Origin of the sequence: Bradyrhizobium sp. 31Argb (genome assembly GCF_043638955.1) — a bacterium.
Lineage (GTDB): Bacteria > Pseudomonadota > Alphaproteobacteria > Rhizobiales > Xanthobacteraceae > Bradyrhizobium.
On the sequence record NZ_JBEGDB010000016.1, the window covers coordinates 1 to 24,236 of the forward strand.

A 24,236-nucleotide genomic window follows, 5' to 3' on the forward strand; every position below is an offset into this window, starting at 1 on the left:
GGACATATGGATGCAGCGATCCGATCACCTCAAAAGCTCTTGTGCCACGGGGGCCGTCCACATATGGGTCCCGGGTCAAGCCCGGGACGACATCGTAATTGTGGAGGCGCCGTCGTTGCAATCGCCGCTCAGCTCTCCTTGTTGTCCGCGCCCTCGACGAAATCCACCGGCGTCTCTTTCTTGACGCTCGCACCAAGCAGCGTGGCATCCCAATTGGTCAGGCGGATGCAGCCATGGGATTCCGATTTGCTGATCTTCGAGGGTTCGGGCGAACCATGGATTCCGTAACCTTCGCCCGAAAGCCCGATCCAGTATGATCCGACCGGATTGTTCGGGCCGGGCTTGATGATGAACGGCCGCTTGGCGTGCACGCCCTTGAACCTATAGGCCGGGTTGTAGCGGTAATAGGGATTGGCGTCGGACGAGATCACCTTGAGCGTGCCGCTCGGCGTCGGCTTGTCCTGGCTGCCGACGGTTGCCGGAAAGAACGCAACCAGCGCGCCGCCGCCGTCGAAGGCCTTGACGGTCTGCCGCGACTTGTCGACCTCGATCCGGGCCACGCTCAGCTTGAGCCGGGGATCGCGACCGTTGACGACAAAAATGGTCTCGCCGGCCCGGTCGAACTTCTTGCCAGGATTAAGCTGGGCGAGCAGCCCCTCGCTCATGTGGAATCTCTCCGCAAGCGCCTCGCGCGCGCTTTTGTAGCCGAGCGCCGGCAGCGATTTCATCGCCTCCAGCCTGGCGGGAATTCTCCTGACAAACGGTCCTTTCACATCCTTCTGGGAGATCGTGTAGCTCGTGATGACGTCGCCCTGATTGGTCTCGTTCAGCTTCGCCCAGATCTCCGGGGTGAGCGTCTTCTGAAACGTCAGGCCCTTGGCTTCCGCGAACGCCTGCAGCGCCTTGCGCGTATTCTCGGCGAACTTGCCGTCGATCTCTCCGGGCGAAAACAGCGCGCGCTCGAGCAGCACCTGGGCCTTGATGATTGTCGCGTCGGCCTTGTCCTCGGCCGCGGGGCGAGCCCGGTACCCGGCATTGTTGATCGCGGCCACATCGAGGCCGGCAGCGAACGCCGGCCCTGACAGCCAGCACGCAAACAACGCTGCGGCGAACAGGCGAGCCATTGCCGATCCTCCACCCAGAGCATGATCCGGAAAAGTGGAAACCGGTTTTCCGAAAAGATCGTGCTCAAACAAAGAGATGAGATCATGATCCGATTTCGTTCAATCGGATCATGATCTGGATATTTGCAACAATGATCGTCGAGCCCGCGGGTTCCGTCGCGGGAGGCCCAGGCGGCAGCCTATTTCGACCGCTGCACGGCCGGTTTCTCCGCCGCCCGCTTGGCGTCGCTCAGATTGTGCGCGGTGTTGATCAGCGCGATATGGGTCAGCGCCTGCGGGAAATTGCCGGTCTGGCGGCCGGCGATGGCGTCGAACTCTTCGGCCAGCAGGCCGAGGTCATTGGCGATCGCGATGACGCGATCGAACAGCGTTTGGGCCTTCCCGACCTCGCCCGCGAGCACATAGGCATCGGCGAGCCAAAGCGTGCAGGCAAGGAAGGCGCCTTCGATCGGCTGCTTCTCGTCGGAGACTTCGCGCGGATCGTGCCGCATCACGAAGCCGTCGCGGATCAGGTATTGCTCGGTCGCCGCCAGCGTGCCGAGGATCCGCGGATCGTTCGGCGGCAGGAACCCAACCGCCGGCAGTAGCAGGACGCTGGCGTCCAGCAGTTTCGAACCATAGGATTCGACGAACGAATTGAGCTCGATGTCGAATCCTTTGGCACAGACGTCGCGGTGGATGGTCTCGCGCAGCACCAGCCATTTGTCGAGCGGCGCCTTGAGGCCGAATTGTGCGACGCTCTTGATGCCGCGGTCGAAGGCGACCCAGGTCATCACTTTTGAGAAGACATAGTGCCTGCCCTCGCCGCGACGCTCCCAGATGCCGTTGTCCGGCCGGTCCCACTCTTCCGCAAGGTGTTCGAGCACGGTGCATTCCAGCGACCAGCTCCGCTCGTCGAGCTGCAGCTTCGCCACGCGCGACTGATGGAAGGCGTCGATCAACTCGCCATAGACGTCGAGCTGCAACTGCGCATGCGCCGCATTGCCGATACGAACCGGCTGCGCGCCCTCATAGCCGGGCAGCCAGAGCGCTTCCCATTCCAGAAGCCGCCGCTGGCCCATGATGCCGTACATGATCTGCATGTTGGCCGGCGATCCCGCGGCGGCGCGCAACAGCCAATTGTGCCAGGCGAGCGCTTCCTCGGTATAGCCCGAGTTCATCAGCGCCAGCAGCGTGAAGGTCGCGTCCCGCAGCCAGCAATAGCGGTAGTCCCAGTTGCGCTGGCCGCCGTTTCTCCGGCAGCGAGGTCGTGGGCGCCGCAACGATGCCGCCGGTCGGCGCGAAGGTCAGCGCCTTCAGCGTGATCAGCGAGCGCAGCACGAGGTTGCGGGCAAACCCCTCATAGGTGCAGCGGTTCGACCATTCAGTCCAGAACGCCTCGGTGTCCTGCAAGGCCTGCGCGGGATCGATCGGCCCCGGAACCGGCAGATGCGAGGGTCCATAGGTCATCACGAAAGGCACGGTCTCGCCTTCGCCGACCGTGAATTCGGCCACCGTAGTCATGTTCTGTCCGCGGGTCTGGACCGGCGAGCGGAGCACGATCATGTCCTGCCCGGCGATCGCCAGCAGCGCCGATCCGTCCTCGCTCTTCTTGACCCAGGGAATATCAGTGCCCAATCCGAAACGGATGATCAGCTCCATCTGCAGCTTGACGCACCCCTTCACGCCGCGCACCAGCCGCACGACGTCGGAAGCCTTGCCGCGCGGCGGCATGAAGTCGATCAGCTCGACGACACCGCTTGCCGTCTCGAACCGCGTCTCCAGGATCAGGGTGTTGTCGCGGTAACGGCGGGAGGTCTTGATGATGGCCTCGGCCGGCGCGATCTGCCAACGGCCATGCTTGTTGTTGCCGAGCAGTGCGGCGAAACAGGCGTCGCAATCGAAGGCGGGCCAGCACAGCCAGTCGATCGACCCGTCACGACCGACGAGTGCCGCCGTCTCGCAGTCGCCGATCAGTCCGTAATCTTCGATCCTGCAAGACACGGTGGCGACTGCTCCCTCTTTATTTATTTGAGCATGATCTTTTCGGAAAACCGGTTTCCACTTTTCCGGACCATGCTCTAGGTTGATGTGGACGACCGCTCGCGGGTGGCGTTCTTCAGCGCTTCGACATCGATGGCGGAGGCGATGTGCTCGATCGACACCGGCAGCCGCCGCCGCCAGTTCGGATGTTCGTCGACGGTGCCGGGAATGTTGGGCTGGTCGACCAGGCCGAGCAAATCCTCCAGCGAGATCGTCAGCAGGCGGGACCGGGTCCGGGAGAGGAAAGCGGCCACCGAATAAAGATCATGGCGGTCGACGCCGTTCCGGCGCAGCACCTCGTCCAGCATGCCCAGCGCACGCCAGCGCGCCTCGTCGCTTTCGCCCGGATCGATCCCGAGCGAACGCTTCAGCTTCAAGTCGCTGAACGAGCGCCAGCCGGCATAGGTCGCAAGATCATGGGTGTTGAAGGTGACGAGCGCATTGGCGGCGTAACGGTCGATGCCGCGAAACGCCCCGCTGTCGTCGCGCTCGAACATCATCACCAGATAGGACCAGATGCCCCAGTCGTTCATCTGCTCGCGAAAACCTTCCGGCACGGTGCCGAGATCCTCGCCGATCACGACGCAGCGATGCGCCACGCTCTCCTGCGCGGTCGCGGCGAGCAGCGCCTCGAACGGCATCTGCACATAAGCGCCGTTCTCCGGGCCGAAGCCTTGCGGCACCAGATAAAGCCGCTTCAAGCCGAGCACATGGTCGAGCCTGATCGCGCCGGCATGGCGCATCGAGGCGCGCAGCATTTGCCGATACGGCTCGAAGGAACGCATTTCGAGGCCGGCGGCGTTGAAGCCGGCAAGTCCCCAATCCTGCCCGGCGGTGTTGAGCGGGTCCGGCGGCGCGCCGACACCGAGCAGGCGCGAGATCGCCCCCTGCTCGTTCCAGGCATCGAAACCGTCGGACTGCACGCCGACGGCGACATCGAGATAAAGCCCGACCTTCATGCCGAGCTGGTGCGCCAGCGCCTTGCATGCCGCAAGCTGCCGGTCAGCGTTCCATTGCACGAATTCGACGAACTCAATCTCGCCGAAATCGGCGCCCTTGCGCAGGCGGCTGCACTTGCCATCGTCCGGCCGCCGCCATTCCTCCGGCCATTCCCACCAGGGCTGATTGAACTTTTTCCGCAAAACCTCGAAACAGGCGAAGCGCGACAATAGCGGCCCGCGCTCGGTCCTGAAGCGTTCGAAGTCCTGCCGCCGCTCGAGTGTCGGGCTCGCCTTGAAGTTGGCGAATGCGGAGCGCAGCGCCTGCCATTTTGACGCCGCAACCGCACGATAGTCGACGATGTCCCCGGCGCGCAGTTGTGCGAGCTTGTCCTTCGCGCTGGGGTCGGCGCGGAATTCCGGCAGCTTCTCAACATCGACATAGAGCGCGTTGAGGAACAGCCGGCTGTTCGGCGAATAGGGGCTACAATCACTGGGGCGGTCATCGAACAGCGCATGCAGCGGGTTAAGTCCGACACCACCGGCACCCAATTGATGGGCGAGTTCGATCAAGCCCCGCAGGTCGGTGAAATCGCCCATTCCCCAATTGCGCGCGGAACGCACGCTGTAGAGCTGAACCGCGAGCAGCCAGCAGCGGGCGAAATCGCCGCCAAAGGCGCGTTCCGGTGCGACAATCAGCGGCAGCTCTTCGGTCGATCCGGCAGCGTCGTTCAGGCGGAGCTGGTACACCCCGACCGGCAAATCCCGCGGCCAGGATATCGTCCGGTCGCCCGCCTCACCCTTCGCCATCATTTTGCCACCGGCGGAAATCGTCCATCCGACCGGCAACTTGGCGTCCGTCGAAAGCTCCGATGGCGCGGGGCGACCGCGCCGCACGACAACAGGCTGTTCGATCCACCGGCGCGGCTCGCGCGGCGGCAAGGCGTCGAGGATCGTTTTCAACGCAGCCGCGTCTGTCACACGGCGGTGGCCCTGACCGTCGATATATTCGGTCGTAATTCCGAGGTCTCTGGCTTTGGCGTAGGGGTCCATTCGGCACGCGCTTTGCACGCAACCCAGCAAGCGCGGGTCACGAAATTATGTAGATGCAGGAAGGGGATAGATGATGTTTAACTCGCTGTCCTCCCAGCCGTTCCATGGGAACCAATGTCCCATGAGCGGCTTTCTATATCAGTCCGGAGCGTATCCTTCACGCAACGGGGGCGTCATTTCCTTGTCAATGGCGGCATCACCGTGAACAAAACTGCTCAAACTGTCGAGAGTGCCGCCGGCACTTTTCATATCGAAGACGTCTATCCGCTGATCGACGGCGGCCGTTTCCCCGTGAAACGCATCGCGGGGGAGCGCGTGGAGGTCTGGGCCGACGTCTACCGCGACGGGCATGATATCGTCGCCGCCGAACTGATCTGGCGCGGCGAGCTCGACCACGAGTGGCGGCGCGAGCCGATGACCATGCATGGCAACGACCGCTGGTTTGGCTCCTTCGTCCCCGACACACCCGGCCGCTATTTCTATGCGATCGAGGCCTGGACCGACGAATTCGCCACCTGGCGCCACGGCTTTGAGCTGAAGCAGAAGGCCGGCACTGATGTGACACTCGATGCCATCGAAGGCGCGGGCATGCTGACCAAGGCGCAGGCCGGCGGACGAGCGGCTGCGGCCGTCATCCTCAAGCAGTGCGAGACCTACCTCCAGACCGGCGATCCGGCGCCGCTGCTCACACCCGAATTGCAGGACGCGATGGCCGAAAGCCAGTCGCGGCCCGACCTGACGCGCTCACAGCTTTTCCCGTTCGTCGCCGACCGGCCGCGGGCACGCTTCGGCTCCTGGTATGAGATGGTTCCACGCAGCCAGGGCAAGGTGGCCGGCCAGCACGGCACCTTCCGCGACTGCATCGATCGGTTGCCCGACATCGCGGCGATGGGGTTCGACGTCGTCTACTTCACGCCGATCCACCCGATCGGCAAGATCAACCGCAAGGGACCCAACAATGCGGTGACCGCCAAGGACGGCGATCCCGGCAGCCCCTACGCGATCGGCTCGGCCGAAGGCGGTCATGACGCCATCCATCCGGAATTGGGGACGCTGCAGGATTTCCGCGCCTTTGTCCTGGCATGCAAAGAACACAACATGGAAGTCGCGCTCGACTTCGCGGTGCAATGTTCGCTGGACCATCCCTGGCTGAAGGAACATCCGCAATGGTTCAAGAAGCGCCCCGACGGTTCGATGCGCTATGCGGAGAATCCGCCGAAGAAATATGAGGACATCGTCAACCCGGATTTCGGCTGCGAGGATTCAGGCTCGCTGTGGAACGCGCTGCGGGACGTGATCCTGTTCTGGGTCGACCAGGGCGTGAAGATCTTCCGCGTCGACAATCCCCACACCAAGCCGTTCCCGTTCTGGGAATGGCTGATCCACCAGGTGCAGTTGCACCATCCCGACGTGATCTTCCTTGCCGAGGCCTTCACGCGGCCGAAGCTGATGAAGGGTTTGGCAAAACTCGGCTTCACCCAGTCCTACACCTACTTCACCTGGCGCACCCAGCGCTGGGAGCTGGAGCAATACCTGATCGAGCTGACCGGCTATCCCGAACACGACTTCTACCGGCCGAACTTCTTCGTCAACACGCCCGACATCCTGCCCTTCCATCTGCAGGGCGGCGAGCCCTGGATGTTCAAGTCCCGCGTGGCGCTGGCGGCGACGCTGTCCGGCACCTACGGCATCTACAACGGCTTCGAATTGCTGGAGCACGTGCCGATCCCCGGGCGGGAGGAATATCTCGATTCCGAGAAATACGAGATCAAGGTGCGTGACTGGGACCAGCCCGGCAACATCAAGCCCTATATCCGCGACCTCAACCTGGCGCGCCGCGCCAACGCAGCGCTGCAGCAGACCAGCAATCTGCGTTTCCTGCCCATCGAGGACAGTAATGTGATCGGGTTCGTCAAGGAAGCCGTCGATGGGAGCAACACGGTTGCGGTCGCGATTGCACTGTCGCGCGACGCCCATGAAGTCTGGCTGCCGCTCGGCGACGTCCAGCTAGGTGCCGGCGACGAGCGCCGCCATGTCTCCGCGGTCGAGAACCTCATCACCGGCGAACGCTACGCACTCGACTGGGGCGGCATCCGGGTGCGGATTGATCCGATGCGCGATCCGGCGGTGCTGTTCCGCTGCCTGGCCTGAAGGGGCGGTGCCATGAACGTGCTTTCAGCGGTCGAGACGAAGGAACTGGTGGCCACCGAGACGGCGGACGAACTCTGGTACAAGGACGCCATCATCTACCAGCTCCACGTCAAGGCCTTCGCCGACAGCAACAACGACGGCATCGGCGATTTCGCAGGGCTGACCGAGAAGCTTGGTTATCTGCAGGATCTCGGCGTCACCACGCTGTGGCTGTTGCCGTTCTATCCGTCCCCCGGACGCGACGACGGCTACGACATCGCCGACTACGGCGACATCAATCCCGATTTCGGGACGATGAAGGACTTCAAGCGCTTCATCCATGAAGCCAAGAAGCGCGGCCTACGCGTCATCACCGAGCTCGTCATCAACCATACCTCCGACCAGCACGCCTGGTTCAAGCGCGCGCGCCGCAGCCATCCCGGCTCGAGCGCGCGCAACTGGTATGTCTGGAGCGACACCGACCAGAGATACCAGGGCACGCGGATCATCTTCACCGATACCGAGAAGTCGAACTGGACCTGGGACCCGGAAGCGGGTCAGTTCTACTGGCACCGCTTCTTCTCGCACCAGCCGGACCTGAACTTCGACAACCCGCGCGTGGTGCGCGCCATCGTGCAGGTGATGAAGCGCTGGCTCGACACCGGCGTCGACGGATTCCGGCTCGACGCCATCCCCTATCTCTGCGAGCGCGAAGGCACCAATAACGAGAACCTCCCCGAGACGCACGCCATCATCAAATTGCTGCGGCGCGAGCTCGACACCTACGCCAAGGGCAAGGTCCTGCTCGCCGAAGCCAATCAATGGCCGGAGGACGTGCAGGAATATTTCGGCCGCGAAGACGAATGCCATATGGCGTATCACTTCCCGCTGATGCCGCGCATCTACATGGCGATCGCGCAGGAGGACCGCTTTCCGATCACCGACATCCTGCGGCAGACGCCGGATATCCCGGCCAGTTGCCAATGGGCGCTGTTCCTGCGCAACCATGACGAGCTGACGCTGGAAATGGTCACCGATGTCGAGCGCGACTATCTGTGGTCGACCTATGCCAACGATCCCCGCGCCCGCATCAATGTCGGCATTCGCCGCCGCCTCGCCCCGTTGATGGACAATGACCGGCGCAAGATCGAACTGATGAACTCGCTGCTGCTCTCGTTCCCGGGCACGCCGATCATCTATTACGGCGACGAGATCGGGATGGGCGACAACATCTATCTCGGCGACCGCAACGGCGTCCGCACGCCGATGCAATGGAGCCCGGACCGCAATGGCGGCTTCTCCCGCGCCGACCCGGCCAGACTCTACGCGCCCATGATCATGGACCCCGTCTATGGCTATGAGGCCGTGAACGTGGAAGCGCAGTCGCGCAGCCTGTCATCGCTGCTCAGCGCCACCAAGCGGCTGATCGCGGTGCGCAAGTCGACGCTGGCCTTCGGCCGCGGCTCCATGACCTTCATTCGCCCCGAGAACCGCTCGGTGCTCGCCTATGTCAGGCAGTATCAGGACGAGGTCATTCTCTGCGTCGCCAACCTGTCGCGCTCGGCGCAGGCGACCGAGCTCGACCTTTCCGCCTTCAAGGGACGCATTCCCCTGGAGATGCTCGGCCGCACGCGCTTCCCGACGATCGGCGAACTGCCCTATATGGTCACGCTGGCGCCGTATGGCTTCTACTGGTTCCAACTCCAGGAGCCCGACAAGACCATCGCCATGCCGCGGCGCGCAGTGCCGGAATTCGAGACGCTGGTCGTGCCGCTGAATTCGACCTGGGTGTCGCTGGCGCGCGCCCGCGGCGTGTTCGAGCGCGACGTGCTGCCGGGCCACCTGTCGCGGGCGCGCTGGTATCCCGAGAGCTTGCCGAAAGCGATCCAGCCGCAGCTCGTCTCCGCCATTCCCTTCTGCGACATCGGCGACAACCGCCCCTGGCTCACTTTCTTCCAGACGACGCAGCGCAGCGCCACCTCACGCTACGTGTTGCCGATCCGGATCGAATGGGTGCGCTTCGACCGCGAGCGCTACAATCCGCGCGCACTTGCCGCGGTACGACAGGGCGCGCGCGAGGGCACGCTGCTCGACGTCGCCACCGACGAGATCTTCATCGCGCTGTTGCTGCGCAATCTGGCGCAGTCGCTGACGGTCGAGGACGAGGAGCTGGGCATCGCGCTGCGCCTCGAATTCCGCCCGACCAGCCGCTTCACGGACAAGCCGATCAAGCAGCCCCAGCGCATCCGCGCCGTGGAGACCGAGCAGTCCAACAGCACCGCGCTGGTCGACGAGGATTACGTCGTCAAGATCTATCGCAAGCTCGAGCCCGGCATCAATCCGGAGATCGAGATGGGACGCTTCCTCACCGACGTCGCAGGCTTCGCCAACACGCCGGCGCTGCTCGGCACGGTCGAGCTCGTCGAGGGCGAGAAGCGCAGCGCGATCGGCATCGTCCACGCCTTTGTCACCAACCAGGGCGAGGCATGGACCGTAACATCAGCCTATCTCGACCGCTTTGTCGAGGAGCAGCGGCTGCTCGCGACCAACCATGAGACGAAGCAAAGCGAACAGCAGATCTCCTATCTGCGCTACATGGCGCAAACGGGAAAACGGGTCGCCGAACTGCACATTGCGCTGGCGAGCAACCGCGACCTGCCCGAGTTCGTCCCGGAACCGACCAGGCCGGAAGACGTGCAGCGCTGGACCGACGACATCCTGGCCCGTGCCGATCGCGTTTTCGAGACACTGACGCAGCGGCGGGATACGCTGAAAGAGGCCGATCGCCCGCTGGTGGCCCAGTTTCTGGCGCAGCAGGATAGCTTGCCGGCCCGGCTGAAGGCGCTGCTCCCCGGGGACATCGACGGCCTCAACATCCGCCATCACGGCGACTTCCATCTCGGCCAGATGCTGATCGTCAAGGACGACATCTTCATCATCGATTTCGAGGGCGAGCCGCGACGGAGCATCACTGAGCGACGGCGCAAGGCCCCGGCGGCGCGCGATGTCGCCGGCCTGGTCCGCTCGATCGACTACTCCGTCACCGCTGCGCTCGATCGGGCGCTGAAGGTCGCCCCCGACGAGCAGGGCAAGCTCGCGCTGGCGCTCGCCGACTGGCGGGACCGGGCTACCGCAACATTCCTGGCCGCCTATCGCGAGACCATGGCGGGCCAGCCCTTGTGGCCGGCCGATCCCGAAGCCGCGGAGCGGATGCTCAACTTCTTCCTGCTTGAGAAAGCATTCTACGAGATCGAATATGAGCTGGCGCACCGGCCCGACTGGCTGCGCGTCCCGCTGACCGGGATGCTCCGCATCCTGGCGCAACAACCGCATGAGCCGCAATGACCAGATTGCCTGCTGAAGCTTACGCGATCATCGAAGGTCGCCATTCCGATCCCTTCCGCTATCTCGGGCTCCACTCCGAGGGCGACCAGAGCGTCGTGCGCGCCTTCCTGCCGGAAGCGTCCAAGGTCGAAGCGATCGGCGAGCATGGTGAGACCGCACCGCTCGCGCGCATCCATGATGCCGGCCTGTTCGCCGGCGCGCTGCCCAACGGCTCGCGGCGCTACCAGCTCCGCGCCCGCTTCGGCGACAATGTCGTCGATCTCGACGACCCCTACCGCTTCCCGCCGGTCCTCAGTGACTTCGACCTCTATCTGCTTGGCGAAGGCACCCACCAGCGCATCTATGACAAGCTCGGCGCGCATCCGATGACGCTTGACGGCGTCGACGGCATCGCGTTCGTGGTGCTGGCGCCGAACGCGCGGCGGGTCAGCGTGGTCGGCGATTTCAACTTCTGGGACGCGCGGCGGCATCCGATGCGGGTCCGCGGCGTCGGTTATTGGGAATTGTTCATCCCGCATGCCCGCTCCGGCGACCACTACAAGTTCGACATCATCGGCCCCAACGGCCAGCATCTGCCGCTGAAGTCAGATCCGATGGCGTTTGGCGCGGAGCTGCGCCCGAAGACCGCCTCGATCGTGGTCGACCTCGACCACATCCCGCGTCCACAGGCGGCGCCGTCGGGCATCAACGCCATTGGCGCGCCGATCTCGATCTACGAGGTCCATCTCGGCTCATGGCGGCGCAAGGGCAACAATGAGTGGCTGACCTATCGCGAGCTCGCCGAGCAGCTTCCCGCCTATGCGCGCGACATGGGCTTCACCCATCTCGAATTCCTGCCCGTCAGCGAGCATCCGTTCGACGGCTCCTGGGGCTATCAGCCAACAGGTCTGTTCGCGCCGACCAGCCGGTTCGGCTCGCCTGCCGACTTCGCCGCGCTCGTCGATGCCTGTCATCGCGAAGGGTTAGGGGTGCTGCTCGACTGGGTGCCCGGACACTTCCCCGACGATCCGCACGGCCTTGGCCATTTCGACGGCACCGCGCTCTATGAGCACGCCAACCCGCTGCAGGGGCGCCATCTCGACTGGGGCACGCTGATCTATAATTACGGGCGCACGGAGGTGACCAATTTCCTGGTCTCGAACGCGCTGTTCTGGCTCGACCGCTACGGCATCGACGGCCTGCGCGTCGATGCGGTCGCCTCCATGCTCTATCTCGATTACAGCCGTCCTCCGGGCGGCTGGATCCCGAACAAATATGGCGGCCGCGAGAACCTGGAGGCGATCGACTTCCTGCGCCGCTTCAACACCGAACTGTTCGGGCGCTTTCCGCAGGCCACGACCGCTGCGGAAGAATCGACCGCCTGGCCGCAGGTGTCGCGCCCGGTCGAATTCGGAGGGCTCGGCTTCGGCTACAAGTGGAACATGGGCTGGATGCACGACACCTTGCGCTACATCGGCAAGGAGCCTGTTCACCGCAAATATCACCACGGCGACATCCTGTTCGGCCTGCACTACGCCTTCTCGGAGAACTTCATCCTGCCGCTCTCGCATGACGAGGTCGTGCACGGCAAACGCTCGATCGTGGGCCGCATGCCCGGCGACGAATGGCAGCGTTTCGCGAACCTGCGCGCCTATTACAGCTTCATGTTCGGCCATCCCGGCAAGAAGCTGTTGTTCATGGGCTGCGAGTTCGGCCAGGAGCGCGAGTGGGCGCACGAACATTCGCTCGACTGGCATCTGCTCGAGCAGCCGAAATATGCCGGCGTGCAGGCGCTGATGCGCGATCTCAACCGGCTCTATCGCGCGCTGCCGGCGCTGCATGAACTGGATTGCGATCCGGCCGGCTTCGAATGGGTCATCACCGATGACGCCGACCACAACGTGTTCGCATGGATCCGCAAGGGCAACAACGCGCGTTCGCGCTGCCTGGTGGTGGTCAACTTCTCGCCGAACGTCTATCACAATTATCGCGTCCGCGTGCCCTTTGCCGGAAAATGGCGCGAGGTGCTGAATTCGGATTCCTCCCACTATGGCGGCAGCAATGTCGGCAATATCGGTGAGGTGGTTACGCTGGACGGGATCGTGCCCGAGCTCAGCCTGACCATTCCGCCGCTGGCTGCGATCTTCCTCGTACCTGAAAGCTGACGTATGCGACTGACTGGGGGAACGTCGTCCCGGCTGGGAGCAAGCTGGGACGGAAGGGGTACCAATTTTGCGTTGTTCTCCGCGAACGCGGAGAAGGTCGAGCTGTGCCTGTTCGACAGCCAGGGCCGCCGCGAACTCGAACGCATCGTGCTGCCGGAACGAACCGAGGACGTCTGGCACGGCTATCTCAACGACGTCTCGCCGGGCCAGCTCTACGGCTATCGCGTCTACGGCCCCTACGCGCCGGAGCGCGGCCACAGGTTCAATGCCAACAAGCTCCTGCTCGATCCCTATGCCAAGCGGCTCTCCGGGCGGCTGGTGTGGAGCGACGCGCATTTCGCTTACCGCACCGGCAGCGCGCGCGAGGACCTCTCCTTTGACCGCCGCGACAATGCCCGCGGTATGCCGAAGGCGGTCGTCGTCGACGAGACCTTCAACTGGGGCCGCCGCGAAATCCGTCCCCACATCCCCTGGGAAGACACGATCATCTACGAGGCGCACGTCAAGGGACTGACGCAGAAGCGCGAGGACGTCGCGCCGAACCTGCGCGGCACCTATGGCGGACTGTCCTCGCCCGCGATGATCAATCATCTCAAGCGGCTCGGCGTCACCACGATCGAACTATTGCCGATCCACGGCCTGATCGACGACCGCATCCTGGTCGAGAAGAAGCTCGTCAATTACTGGGGCTACAACACCTTCGCCTTCTTCGCGCCGGAGCCGCGCTACGCGCAGGATAATGCGCTCGATTCCTTCCGCACCACGGTGGCGCGATTGCACGATGCGGGCATCGAGGTGATGCTCGACGTCGTCTACAATCACACCGCCGAGGGCAACCATATGGGCCCGACGCTGTCATTCCGCGGTATCGACAATGCCTCCTATTACTGGCTGAAGCCGGACAATCCGCGCTACTACGACGACTTCACCGGCTGCGGCAATTCGGTCAGGCTCACCCATCCGCGCGTACTGCAGATGGTGATGGACTCGCTGCGCTATTGGGTCGAGGTCTGCCATGTCGACGGCTTCCGCTTCGATCTCGCGACCACCCTGGCGCGCGAACCGAACGGCTATGACCGCAGCGCGTCCTTCCTCACCGCGGTCAGGCAGGATCCGGTGCTCGCCACCGTCAAGCTCGTCGCCGAACCCTGGGACCTCGGCCTCGGCGGCTATCAGGTCGGCGCGTTCACCTCGCAATGGTCGGAATGGAACGACCGCTATCGCAGCGCGATGCGGCGCTATTGGAGCGGCGAAGGCAGCCTGATCGGCGAAGTCTCGCGCCGCATGACGGCGTCATCGGACTTGTTCAATCACGACAACCGCGCGACGCGCGCCAGCATCAATCACATCACCGTGCACGACGGTTTCACACTGACGGACCTCTTCAGCTATAACCAGAAGCACAACGAAGCCAACGGCGAGGAAAATCGCGACGGCTCCAACGACAACCACAGCAACAATTGCGGCGTCGAAGGCCCGACCGACGATCCTGACATCATCGCGCTGCGCCGCCAGTTGCGGAAGAACCAGCTCGCCAGCCTCTTGCTGGCGCAAGGCACGCCGCTATTGCTCGCCGGCGACGAGGTCAGCAATTCGCAAGCTGGCAACAACAATGCCTACTGCCAGGACAACGAGGTCGGCTGGGTCAATTGGGACAATTTCGGCGACGACACCGAGGACTTCACCGACTTCATCGGCCATTTGACCGGGCTGCGCCGCAGGTTCGCCCAGCTTCGCTCGCAGCGCTGGCTGGACGGCCGCCGCGCCGACGGCTCCTACGGCGTATTGTGGCTGACGCCGGCGGCGGAAGACATGAAGGAGTCCGACTGGAATTTTCCGGAGGGGCGTTTTCTCTCTTATGTGCTCGGACCGATGGAACCAGGGCACGCGCCGATCTTTATTGTGCTGAATGCCGCACCGGAAGAGATCGCGTTCAAGATGCCAGTCATGCCCGAATACAGGAATTGGCGCCAGGTGCTCAACACCACCGAGAACAAGCAGATGCCCGTTGATTTCGCATCCGGCGCCGACACCAAGGCGCCTCCCCGCTCGGTGCTCGCCTTTGCGGGCTCGGCATGAATGAGCGGCATTTTGGTCCCCTGCTGACGAAGGACGGCGCGCTGTTCCGCCTGTGGGCGCCGGCGGCCAAGCGCGTCGACGTGCTGCTCGACAAGCCGCATGCGCTGAGCCGCGGCGACGATGGCTGGTTCACCGCCGAAATTCCCGGCGTCGCGGCCGGTGCGCGCTACAAATTCCGCATCGATGACGAGATCGATGTCCCCGACCCCGCTTCCGCGTTCCAGCCCGACGACGTCTTCGGCCCGAGCGAGGTGATCGATCACGACGCTTTCCCGTGGCGCGCCACCGACTGGCGTGGGCGGCCGTGGCGTGAGGCTGTTGTCATCGAGGCGCATGTCGGCACCTTCACATCAGAGGGCACCTATCGCGCGATCATCGACAGGCTCGACCATCTCGTCGCGTGCGGCATCACCGCGCTGGAATTGATGCCGCTCGCCGATTTCGCTGGCACTCGCAACTGGGGCTATGACGGCGTCTTGTGGTACGCGCCCGACAGCGCCTATGGCCGGCCGGAGGATTTGAAGGCGCTGATCGACGCCGCCCATCAGCGCGGGCTGATGGTGATGTTAGATGTCGTCTACAATCATTTCGGCCCCGAAGGAAATTATCTCGGCCGCTATGCGCCCGACTTCTTCACCGACGCGCATACGCCCTGGGGCAGCGCGATCGATTATCGCGCCAAGCAAGTGCGCGACTTCGCGATCGGGAACGCGGTGCATTGGCTGCGCGACTACCGCTTCGACGGCCTGAGGCTCGACGCCGTCAACACCATCGTGGAGGCTGGCGAAATCCCGATCCTGCATGATCTCAGCGTCGCCGTCGGCAAGCTTGCGGCGGAGACCGGCCGGCACATCAACATGGTGCTCGAGAACAGCGATAATCGCGCCAGCCTGCTCGACGCCACCGAGGACCCGCCGCGCGGCAAATATCGCGGGCAATGGAACGACGACTATCACCACGTCTGGTACGTGATGCTGACCGGCGAGGCGCAAGGCTATTACGGCGACTACCAGCGTTCACCGCGCAGCGACCTCGCCCGGGCGCTCGCGTCCGGCTATGTCTACCAGGGCGAGGTCTCCGCCTTCTGGGGCGGCATCCGCCGTGGCGAGCCGAGCGGCGCGCTGTCGCCGACCTGCTTCGTCAACTTCCTGCAGAACCACGACCAGATCGGCAATCGCCCCTTCGGCGACCGATTAGAGAGCCTCGCCGATCCCAGGGCCATCGAGGCCGCGCTGGCGATCACGCTGCTGGCGCCGATGACGCCGATGCTGTTCATGGGCGAGGAATGGGGCTCGAAGGCGCCATTTCCGTTCTTCTGCGATTTCCACGGCGATCTCGCCAACGCCGTCCGCAAAGGAAGGCGCGAAGAATATGCCTGGGCCTACGCCAAATATGGCGACGAGGTTCCCGATCCACTGAAGCAATCGACCTTTCAATCGGCCGTGCTGGATTGGACCGAGTGCGACCGCGAGCCAGGAAGGACGCGGCTGGCGCTGGTCAGGAACCTGCTTGCGATCCGCCACCGCGAAATCACGCCGCGGCTTGCCGGCGCCAGCTTCGGCAACGCGCATGCAGACAACAGCCTGCTGACGGCACATTGGCGCATGGGCGAAGGCCGGCGGCTATCGCTGACTGCCAATCTCGGGGACCGCGAGATCGCGGCGCCAAAAGACCGGCCTGCGGGAACTTTGATCTGGGGCAGTGCGTTGGACGATAACATCCCTCCTTGGTCGGTGTGCTGGCACATCGGATAGAGAAATGCCCCCCGCGATTCCGATCGCGACCTATCGGTTGCAGCTCACCGCCGATTTCGACTTCGATGCCGCCGCCGAAGTCGTCTCCTATCTCAAGGCGCTCGGCATCACGCATCTCTATGCCTCGCCCTTCATGAAGGCGCGCAAGGGCTCGACCCACGGCTACGACATCGTCGATCACATCAAGTTCAATCCGGAACTCGGCGGCGAAGCCGGGTTCGAGCGCTTGAATGCGGCGCTGAAGCAGCACGATATCGGCTTGATCCTGGACTTCGTACCCAATCATGTGGGCGTGCATTTCGACGACAATCCCTGGTGGCTCGACGTGCTCGAGTGGGGACCCACCTCGCCGCACGCGGCCTCCTTCGACATCGACTGGGAGCAATTGCCTTACCGCGCCCGCGGCGGCGTGCTGCTGCCGATCCTCGGCTCGTCCTATGGGCAGGCGCTGGAGCGCGGCGAGATCGAGCTGCGCTACGATGCCGAAGAAGGCAGCTTCTCCGCCTGGTATTTCGAGCATCGCCTGCCGATCGCACCGGAGCGCTACGGCGAAGTGCTGCGAACGATCGTGCGCGAAGCTGATGCGGCCGAGAGCGATGCCGGCAAGGGCATCCTCGCGCTCGCGTCGCGCTATACAGGATTTCGGCATCCCAATCGAAAGGAAACACCGACCTTCAAGGCGGAACTGAAGTCGATCGCTGATGCCGCCGAGATTATCGCGCGCGGGCTATCGGCCTATCGCGCCGGCGAAGGCCGCCCGGCGCAAACGCTCGCGCTGCATCATCTGCTCGAACGCCAGCACTACAAACTGGGCCATTGGCGGCTCGCCTCCAGCGACATCAACTACCGCCGTTTCTTCGACGTCAACAACCTCGCCGGCATCCGCGTCGAGGACGCCGGCACGTTCGAGGCGATCCACGTGCTCGTGCAGCGGTTGATCGCCGAAGGCAAGCTGCAGGGATTGCGGCTCGACCATATCGACGGCCTGTGCGATCCCGCGCAATATTGCCAGCGGCTGCGCCGCCTGATCCGTCATGCGCAAGGTGGCGGCCGGCCGTTCTATCTGGTGATCGAAAAGATCCTCGGCGAGCACGAGAAGCTGCCCGCGCTTGCCGGCGTTCACGGCACCACCGGCTATGAATGGATGAACGCGATCACGCAAGCCTTGGTCGAAGGCAAGGGCCTGGAGCCGCTCGACGAGATCTGGCGGCAAATCAGCAACCGCTCGCCACGGATCGCGCCGGTGCTGAAAGAAGGAAAGCGCCGCGTGCTCGAGACGCTCTTGACCAGCGAGTTCACCGTGCTGTGGCGGCTGCTCGCGCGGATCGCGAACGGCCACTACTCGACCCGCGATTTTTCCGCCGACAGCCTGCGACAGGCGCTCGAGCTTTATGTGCTGCACTTCCCGGTCTATCGCACTTATCTCACTGCCTCCGGCCCGACGCCGCATGATCGCGCATTGATCGCCCACACGATCGAGCGGGCGCGCGCCGACTGGTTCGCCGCCGACGAAGGCATTTTCGATTTCCTCCAGGACGCGCTGACCATGGACCTGATCAAGCCCGGCCGCGCCGCCCACAGCGCGCCGCGCGTCCGGCGCTTTGCGCAGAAGGTGCAGCAGTTCACCGGGCCGATGATGGCAAAGTCATTGGAGGACACCACCTTCTACCGCTATCACCGCCTGCTCGCGCTGAACGAGGTCGGTGGCGATCCTGCCGCAAAAGCGTTGTCGATCGACGCATTTCACCAGATGATGCGCAAGCGCGCCAATGAATCGCCGCACGGCATGACCGCGACCGCGACCCACGACACCAAGCGCGGCGAGGACGCCCGTACCCGCATCATGGCGCTGGCGGAAATTCCCGGCGAGTGGACGAGCGCCGTATCGCGCTGGAAAGTCCTGAACGCGCCGCATCTTTTGGTCGACGGCGAATTTCGCGCACCGTCGGCGACCTCTGAGTACATGCTCTACCAGGCGCTGCTTGGCGCATGGCAGCCTGATGATCCCGACTTCCTCGCGCGCATGCAGGCCTATGCGCTGAAAGCCTCTCGCGAAGGCAAGCAGGAGACGAGCTGGCTCAATCCGAACCAGGCCTATGAGGCCGGGGTCAAGACGTTCCTCGAGCGCATTCTCGACCGTTCGCGTTCGGCCGAATTCCTGAACGCGCTGGAAACATTGGCGCGGCGGCTATCGCTATTGGGTGCCCTGAATTCGCTGAGCCAGCTCACGCTGAAGGCGACGCTTCCCGGCGTGCCCGACTTCTATGAGGGCACCGAGTTCTGGGATTTCTCCCTCGTCGATCCCGACAATCGCCGTCCGGTCGACTTCGCCGCACGCGCATCCGCGCTTGCCGCGCTCGACACGCCGGATTGGGGTCGGCTTGTGCAGGAATGGCCCGATGGTCGGCTGAAGCTCGCCTGGACCCGGCACCTGCTGCGGCTTCGCAGCGAACTACCGGACGTGTTCACGCAAGGCAACTATCTGCCGCTGGAGACGAGCGGACCACACCGCGATCACGTCATCGCCTTTGCGCGACAATGGGAACGCGACGCAGTCATCGTCGTCGCTGCAAAGTCCTTTGCGCCTTTCACCGAAGTCGGCCGTGTCTGGCCAAGCGCGAACGCTTTTGACGGCGCGGTCAGTATCAAGGGCTACGTCACCGATGCCGGCGAGAACGAGCTTCGGCTCTCCACGCTCTTCCGGCATTTGCCTGTTGCATCCCTCAAGGCAAAGGTCGTCGCCGCATCAAGGCCGGCACGAAAGCGCGTCCGCGCTTAGACTGAACGCATCAATTGCGTTTCGTCAGCAGCAGGCGGCCGCGATTGCGGATCGCGGTTTGCGCGACTTCGGCAAAGCGCTGCAGCAGCCAGGGCAAAGTCACTTCCACATTGACATTATCTTCGTTGACATCGACATGGCCGGTCGCGGCCTGCCCGAGCGCACGCACGCGAAAGATCATCCGATTGTCCTCCCAGCGCTCCTCGTCGACCTTGAGCACCGGCACGCTGTTCGCGGCGCGGGAGAGTCCCGTCTTCAAGCGACGCATCGCTTCCTCGCGGCCAAGGCTATGCGGAATCGAAACGACCAATGGAGCAGACATTGCAAAAATCCTCCCATGATCAACTGCATGTAGTGCCACCTCCGCCGAACAGAAGGCCGATACGTGCAGCGCAAAAGCCGGAACCTTCATGATTTAGGTTCGTTTTCCTCAAGAAGGGCAGAACGCAGCAACCAAGCCCTCCGGGCTGAGGAGAGACTTATATGTCACTTGGAACGATCATACTCATCATTCTGATCATCCTCTTGCTGGGCGGCTTCAGCGGCGTCGGCGGCGGACCGTTCTACGGCACCGGCTACTACGGCGGCGGCGGGCTTGGACTCGTGATCGTCATCCTGTTGATCCTGCTATTGCTCGGGAGGATCTGAGGCACACACGAATCCGCTGATTCGTTTCCCGTCATTGCGAGCGTAAGCGAAGCAATCCATCTCTCCGCACGTGGAGCGATGGATTGCTTCGTCGCTTCGCTCCTCGCAATGACGACTCGTAGAATCGTAGGGTGGGCACGCTTCGCTTTGCCCACCCTACTTCTTCGCCGCCAGCTTCTTCATCGCCGCCTTGATCGACGTGGCGGCATCGTCATAGCCATCCCAGGCCTTGCTCCTGGTGAGCAGCGACGGCACCGTGCGCACCGTGTATTTCTTCGGATCGAGATCGCCGCGCACCTGCGCCCAGGTCAGCGGCATCGAGACGGTGGCGCCCTCACGTGCGCGTGGCGACAGCGCGGCCACCGCGGTCGACATCCGGTCGTTGCGCAGATAGTCGAGGAAGATCTTTCCCTTGCGCAGCTTCTTCGACATGTTGAGCAGATATTGCTCGGGATCGTCATTGGCCATCCACTGGCAGATCGCCTGCGCGAACGCTTTGGCTTCTTTCCAGGTCACGCGGTCCTTCGCGCCATACAGCAACGGCGCCACGACATGCAGGCCCTTGCCGCCGGTGGTCTTGCAGAAGCTCTTGAGCCCGACCGCCGCCAGCCGCTGGCGCATGTCCTTGGCGGCCTCGATGACATCAGAAAATTCGACGTTCGGCGCGGGATCGAGGTCGAACACCAGCCGTCCCGGCGTGTCGTAGATATCGGGCGCACAATTCCAGGGATGCAGTTCGAGGCCGCCGATCTGCGCAACCGCCGCCAATCCCTCGACGCGATCGATCTGCACATAGGGCTTGCGATCACCGGAGACCTTTGCGAGCTCCAGCAGGTTCGACATGCCCTGCATCGCATGGCGCTGGAAGAACTTTTCGCCGTTGATGCCGTCGGGCGCGCGCACGATCGAGCACGGCCGGCCCTTGAGATGGGCGATCATCCATTCGCCGACCGTCTCGTAATAGCGCGCGAGATCGAGCTTGGTGACGGCCTCGCCGTCGAAGGCGTCGGGCCACAGCTCCTTGTCGGGCTTCGAGATCACGACGCCCATGACGACAGAGGATTTATCCGCCGCCGATTTCGCAGCTTTCGCCGCAACCCTGCCCGGCTTCGGTTCGGCAATCTCGGTCTTGGCCGGCTCTTCGGCCTCCACCTCCTTGGCCGGCTTGTCCTGGCGCAGTCCCTTGAACGCGGCCTGCCGGATATTGCCGCCCTCGGTCCAGCCGGCGAATTCGATCTCGGCAACGAGGTCGGGCTTCAGCCAGTGAATATCGCGGGTCTTGCGCGGCGCATTCTCGCCGCCGAACGGGCTCTCGCTGGATTCGTGCGCCTTCAGCACCGGCAGCAGCCGGCGGACCTTGTCCTGGCCGAAGCCGGTGCCGACAATGCCGACAAAGGCGAGATGATCGCCGCGATAGACGCCGGCCATCAGCGAGCGGAATTTTCCGCTGGTGGTCTTCCAGCCGCCCAGCACGACTTCGTGACCGGCACGGCATTTCGCCTTGGTCCACAGCTCGGAACGGCCGGAGCGATAGGGCGCATCCAGCTTCTTGGAGACGATGCCCTCCAGCGCCAATTTGCAGGCCGACTGCAGCACCGCATCTCCGCTGCTCTCGAAATGCTCGACATAGTGGATCAGCTTGCCCTTGCCTTTTCGTGCTTCCAGAAGCCGCTTCAGCCGCGCCTTACGCTCGGCGAGCGGCAGCGCACGCAGATCCTCATTCTCGGCGAAAAGCAGGTCGAAGGCATAGAAGATCAGATCGTCGGTCTTGCCGTCCGAGATCGCCGCCTGCAGCGTCGAGAAATCCGGTGTGCCGTCCTTGTCCAGCGCGACGATCTCGCCGTCAACAATCATATCCGGCAGCTTGCCGCCCTCTTTCGCGATCGCATCGAACTTGTCGGTCCAGTCGAGGCCCTTGCGGGTCTTGAGCGTGGCCTCGCCGTCTTCGACGCGCAATTGCACGCGGTAGCCATCGAACTTGATCTCGTGACACCAGCCCGCACCGCCGGGCGGACGGTCGACAGGCGTGCAGAGCTCTGGCGCAACGAAGTCCGGCATCGCCTCGACCTTCTTCGCCTCGATCTTCTTGGCTTTGGCGGAAGCGCGCGATTTGGATACCAGCGTTTTGGGCGCCGGCGCTTTCGTCCTCGGACGCGCCGCACTGGTCTCCTCCCGGTTGGATTGCCAGACGGCATCGGCCTTCGCCCTCGCGCGGCCATTCTTTGCCAGCATGAACGGCTTCGGCGCCCTGCCCTTGCCGGCCGCGATCTGCTCCATCGTGCGGCCTGAAGCGACCGAACGGTCCTCATCGAGGATGCTTTCTCCGTCCTCGCTGGCGTATTCGTCGCGGTGCTTGATCAGAAGCCAATTGGTGCGCTTGCCGCCGAAGCGATCGCCGCGCATCCGCACCAGCACCCAGCTTCCATGCAGCTTGCCGCCGTCCAGGGTGAACTTCAGGTCGCCCTTCTTGAACCCGGCGTCGGGATCGTCCGATTCCCAATAACCGCGATCCCACAGCATCACGGTGCCGCCGCCATACTGGCCTTCCGGAATGGTGCCTTCGAAATCGCCGTAATCGAGCGGATGGTCCTCGACTTCGACCGCAAGCCGCTTGTCGTGCGGATCGAGCGAGGGCCCCTTGGTCACCGCCCATGACTTGAAGACCCCGTCCATTTCGAGACGGAGGTCGTAATGCAGCCGCGTGGCGTCATGCTTCTGGATCACGAAGCGCCGGTGTTTGGACGGCGCGACCTTGACCTCGCCGGAGGGCTCCTCGGTCTTGGAGAAGTCGCGCTTCTTGCGGTAGGTGGACAGGTTTCTCTGCAGCACGGGTGCACCTCACGCAAATGGCCGCCGCCTTACGCGACGGTATATATATACCAGGAACCAAAACCCCTCGCATCGGTTGAAGTTCCCATACTCTGCAATATCTGGAGAATGTAATGGCTCCTCGCGCCTATTGGAAAGGCACCTTGAAGCTCTCGCTGGTGGCGTGCCCGGTGCTGCTGTATCCGGCCTCGACCTCGGTTGCGAAAACCCGCTTCCACATGATCAACAAGGAGACCGGCAACCGTTTGAAGCAGCAGATGGTAGATGCCGAGACCGGCGACGTCGTCGAAGCCGACCAGAAGGCGCGCGGCTATGAGCTCCGAAAAGGGAAATATGTCGAGATCGAACCGGAGGAGCTCGAGTCCGTCCAGATCGAGAGCAACCATACCATTGATATCGAAAGCTTCGTGCCCAGGGACGAGATCGACAAGCGCTATCTCAACCATCCTTATTACATCGCGCCCGACGGCAAGGCTGGCGTCGACGCTTTCGCTGTGATCCGCGACGCAATGAAGGACCAGGAGCGCGTGGCGCTGGCGCGCATTGTGCTGACCAACCGCGAGCACGTCATGGCGATCGAGCCGCTCGGCAAGGGCCTGCTCGGCACCACCTTGCGTTACCCTTACGAGCTGCGCGACGAGGATGATTATTTCGACGAGATCAAGACGCCGAAGATCACCAAGGACATGGTCGAGCTGGCCGGCCACATCCTCGACAGCAAGGCCGCCCATTTCGACCCTTCGAAATTCAAGGACGACTATGAGGACGCGCTGAAGGCGCTGGTGCGGCGCAAGGCGGCCGGCAAGCCGATCGAGGCTGCGGAGCCCGAGGAGCGGCCGAGCAACGTCGTCAACCTGATGGATGCGCTGAAGCAGAGTCTGAAGGGCCGCTCGGCGGCCAAGAAACGCGGCCATTCCACCTCCCGCCGCCAGGCATCGCACCGCCGCGCGCCGCGGAAAGCCCATCGCTCGACGGCACGCGCACGCAAGGCGGGGTAACGGCAATCGCCATGAAGGCGAAATAATCGTCACCACCGTCATTGCGAGCGAAGCGAAGCAATCCACTCCCACCCGACTCGCGGCGGCAATGGATTGCTTCGCTTCGCTCGCAATGACGGCGGAGCGTAAAACTATCGCTTCGCCTTCCGCTTCTTTGCGGCCTTCCGCTTCTTCGTCGTTTTCTTCTTGGAAGTTTTCTTCTTTGACGCCTTCTTCGGGACTTTCCTGCCTTTGGCGCGTGCTTCCGAAAGTCCGATCGCGATCGCCTGTTTGCGGCTCTTGACCTTGCGGCCCGACCGGCCGCTCTTCAACGTGCCGGCCTTGCGCTTCTTCATCGCGCGCGTGACGTCGCCGGATGCTTTCCTGGAATATTTTCGTGCCATTGGCGTATCT

Annotated in this window: 13 protein-coding genes and 1 pseudogene; 8 read left to right on the forward strand and 6 right to left on the reverse strand. The window is 63.4% G+C overall.

Annotated elements, in window-relative coordinates:
- Positions 1-128: 128 nt before the first annotated feature.
- The 3 genes and pseudogenes from AAFX91_RS05165 to malQ all read right to left on the reverse strand — a co-directional run bounded on the left by AAFX91_RS05165 (position 129) and on the right by malQ (position 5,137).
- On the reverse strand, positions 129-1,124 hold the full coding sequence (locus tag AAFX91_RS05165; RefSeq protein ID WP_130578792.1) for a L,D-transpeptidase family protein: 996 nt from the start codon (positions 1,122-1,124) through the stop codon (positions 129-131).
- A 179-nt stretch (positions 1,125-1,303) separates the two neighbouring features.
- Positions 1,304-3,107 (reverse strand): annotated as a pseudogene (locus tag AAFX91_RS05170) (glycoside hydrolase family 15 protein).
- Positions 3,108-3,184: 77 nt separating this feature from the next.
- Entirely contained in the window at positions 3,185-5,137 is a 1,953-nt protein-coding gene (malQ, locus tag AAFX91_RS05175) for a 4-alpha-glucanotransferase (RefSeq protein WP_394565761.1), read from the reverse strand.
- A 201-nt stretch (positions 5,138-5,338) separates the two neighbouring features.
- Here malQ and AAFX91_RS05180 point away from each other — a divergent pair, with 201 nt between their 5' ends.
- Genes AAFX91_RS05180 through treY form a run of 6 tightly spaced genes read left to right on the forward strand, consistent with a single transcriptional unit; the run spans position 5,339 to position 19,368 of the window.
- Positions 5,339-7,288 carry an alpha-1,4-glucan--maltose-1-phosphate maltosyltransferase gene (locus AAFX91_RS05180; protein ID WP_282528922.1) on the forward strand — a complete coding sequence of 650 codons (1,950 nt, stop codon included), beginning with the start codon at positions 5,339-5,341 and terminating at the stop codon, positions 7,286-7,288.
- A gap of 12 nt (positions 7,289-7,300) precedes the next feature.
- Positions 7,301-10,612 (forward strand): maltose alpha-D-glucosyltransferase, encoded by a 3,312-nt coding sequence (treS, locus tag AAFX91_RS05185; protein ID WP_394565762.1) that lies wholly within the window; start codon positions 7,301-7,303, stop codon positions 10,610-10,612.
- The gene (gene glgB / locus AAFX91_RS05190; RefSeq protein WP_394565763.1) at positions 10,609-12,756 is read left to right on the forward strand and encodes a 1,4-alpha-glucan branching protein GlgB; all 2,148 of its coding nucleotides are present in this window, start codon (positions 10,609-10,611) and stop codon (positions 12,754-12,756) included. The genes treS and glgB overlap by 4 nt, the downstream gene beginning before the upstream one ends.
- A gap of 3 nt (positions 12,757-12,759) precedes the next feature.
- Positions 12,760-14,835: a glycogen debranching protein GlgX gene (gene glgX, locus AAFX91_RS05195; protein WP_282528919.1), complete on the forward strand. Its 2,076-nt coding sequence runs from the start codon at positions 12,760-12,762 to the stop codon at positions 14,833-14,835.
- A complete protein-coding gene (gene treZ / locus AAFX91_RS05200; RefSeq protein ID WP_394565764.1) occupies positions 14,832-16,589 on the forward strand; it encodes a malto-oligosyltrehalose trehalohydrolase in 1,758 nt (585 codons plus the stop codon). Before glgX ends, treZ begins: the two co-directional genes overlap by 4 nt.
- A gap of 4 nt (positions 16,590-16,593) precedes the next feature.
- Positions 16,594-19,368 (forward strand): malto-oligosyltrehalose synthase, encoded by a 2,775-nt coding sequence (treY, locus tag AAFX91_RS05205; protein ID WP_394565765.1) that lies wholly within the window; start codon positions 16,594-16,596, stop codon positions 19,366-19,368.
- 10 nt (positions 19,369-19,378) lie between these two features.
- On the opposite strand, the gene AAFX91_RS05210 is transcribed toward treY, so the two are convergent.
- A complete protein-coding gene (locus AAFX91_RS05210; RefSeq protein ID WP_130224529.1) occupies positions 19,379-19,690 on the reverse strand; it encodes a polyhydroxyalkanoic acid system family protein in 312 nt (103 codons plus the stop codon).
- Between the two features lie 161 nt (positions 19,691-19,851).
- On the opposite strand from AAFX91_RS05210, the gene AAFX91_RS05215 reads away from it, so the two are divergent.
- The gene (locus AAFX91_RS05215; protein ID WP_084799604.1) at positions 19,852-20,016 is read left to right on the forward strand and encodes a DUF3309 family protein; all 165 of its coding nucleotides are present in this window, start codon (positions 19,852-19,854) and stop codon (positions 20,014-20,016) included.
- Between the two features lie 156 nt (positions 20,017-20,172).
- Here the strand turns inward: AAFX91_RS05215 and ligD are convergent, their stop codons facing one another.
- Positions 20,173-22,842, reverse strand: coding sequence for a DNA ligase D (gene ligD / locus AAFX91_RS05220; protein WP_130578794.1), 2,670 nt, complete (start codon positions 22,840-22,842; stop codon positions 20,173-20,175).
- A 116-nt stretch (positions 22,843-22,958) separates the two neighbouring features.
- On the opposite strand from ligD, the gene AAFX91_RS05225 reads away from it, so the two are divergent.
- Positions 22,959-23,843 carry a Ku protein gene (locus AAFX91_RS05225; protein WP_130578784.1) on the forward strand — a complete coding sequence of 295 codons (885 nt, stop codon included), beginning with the start codon at positions 22,959-22,961 and terminating at the stop codon, positions 23,841-23,843.
- Positions 23,844-23,974: 131 nt separating this feature from the next.
- Here the strand turns inward: AAFX91_RS05225 and AAFX91_RS05230 are convergent, their stop codons facing one another.
- Positions 23,975-24,226, reverse strand: coding sequence for a DUF6496 domain-containing protein (locus AAFX91_RS05230; protein ID WP_394565766.1), 252 nt, complete (start codon positions 24,224-24,226; stop codon positions 23,975-23,977).
- Positions 24,227-24,236: the final 10 nt, after the last annotated feature.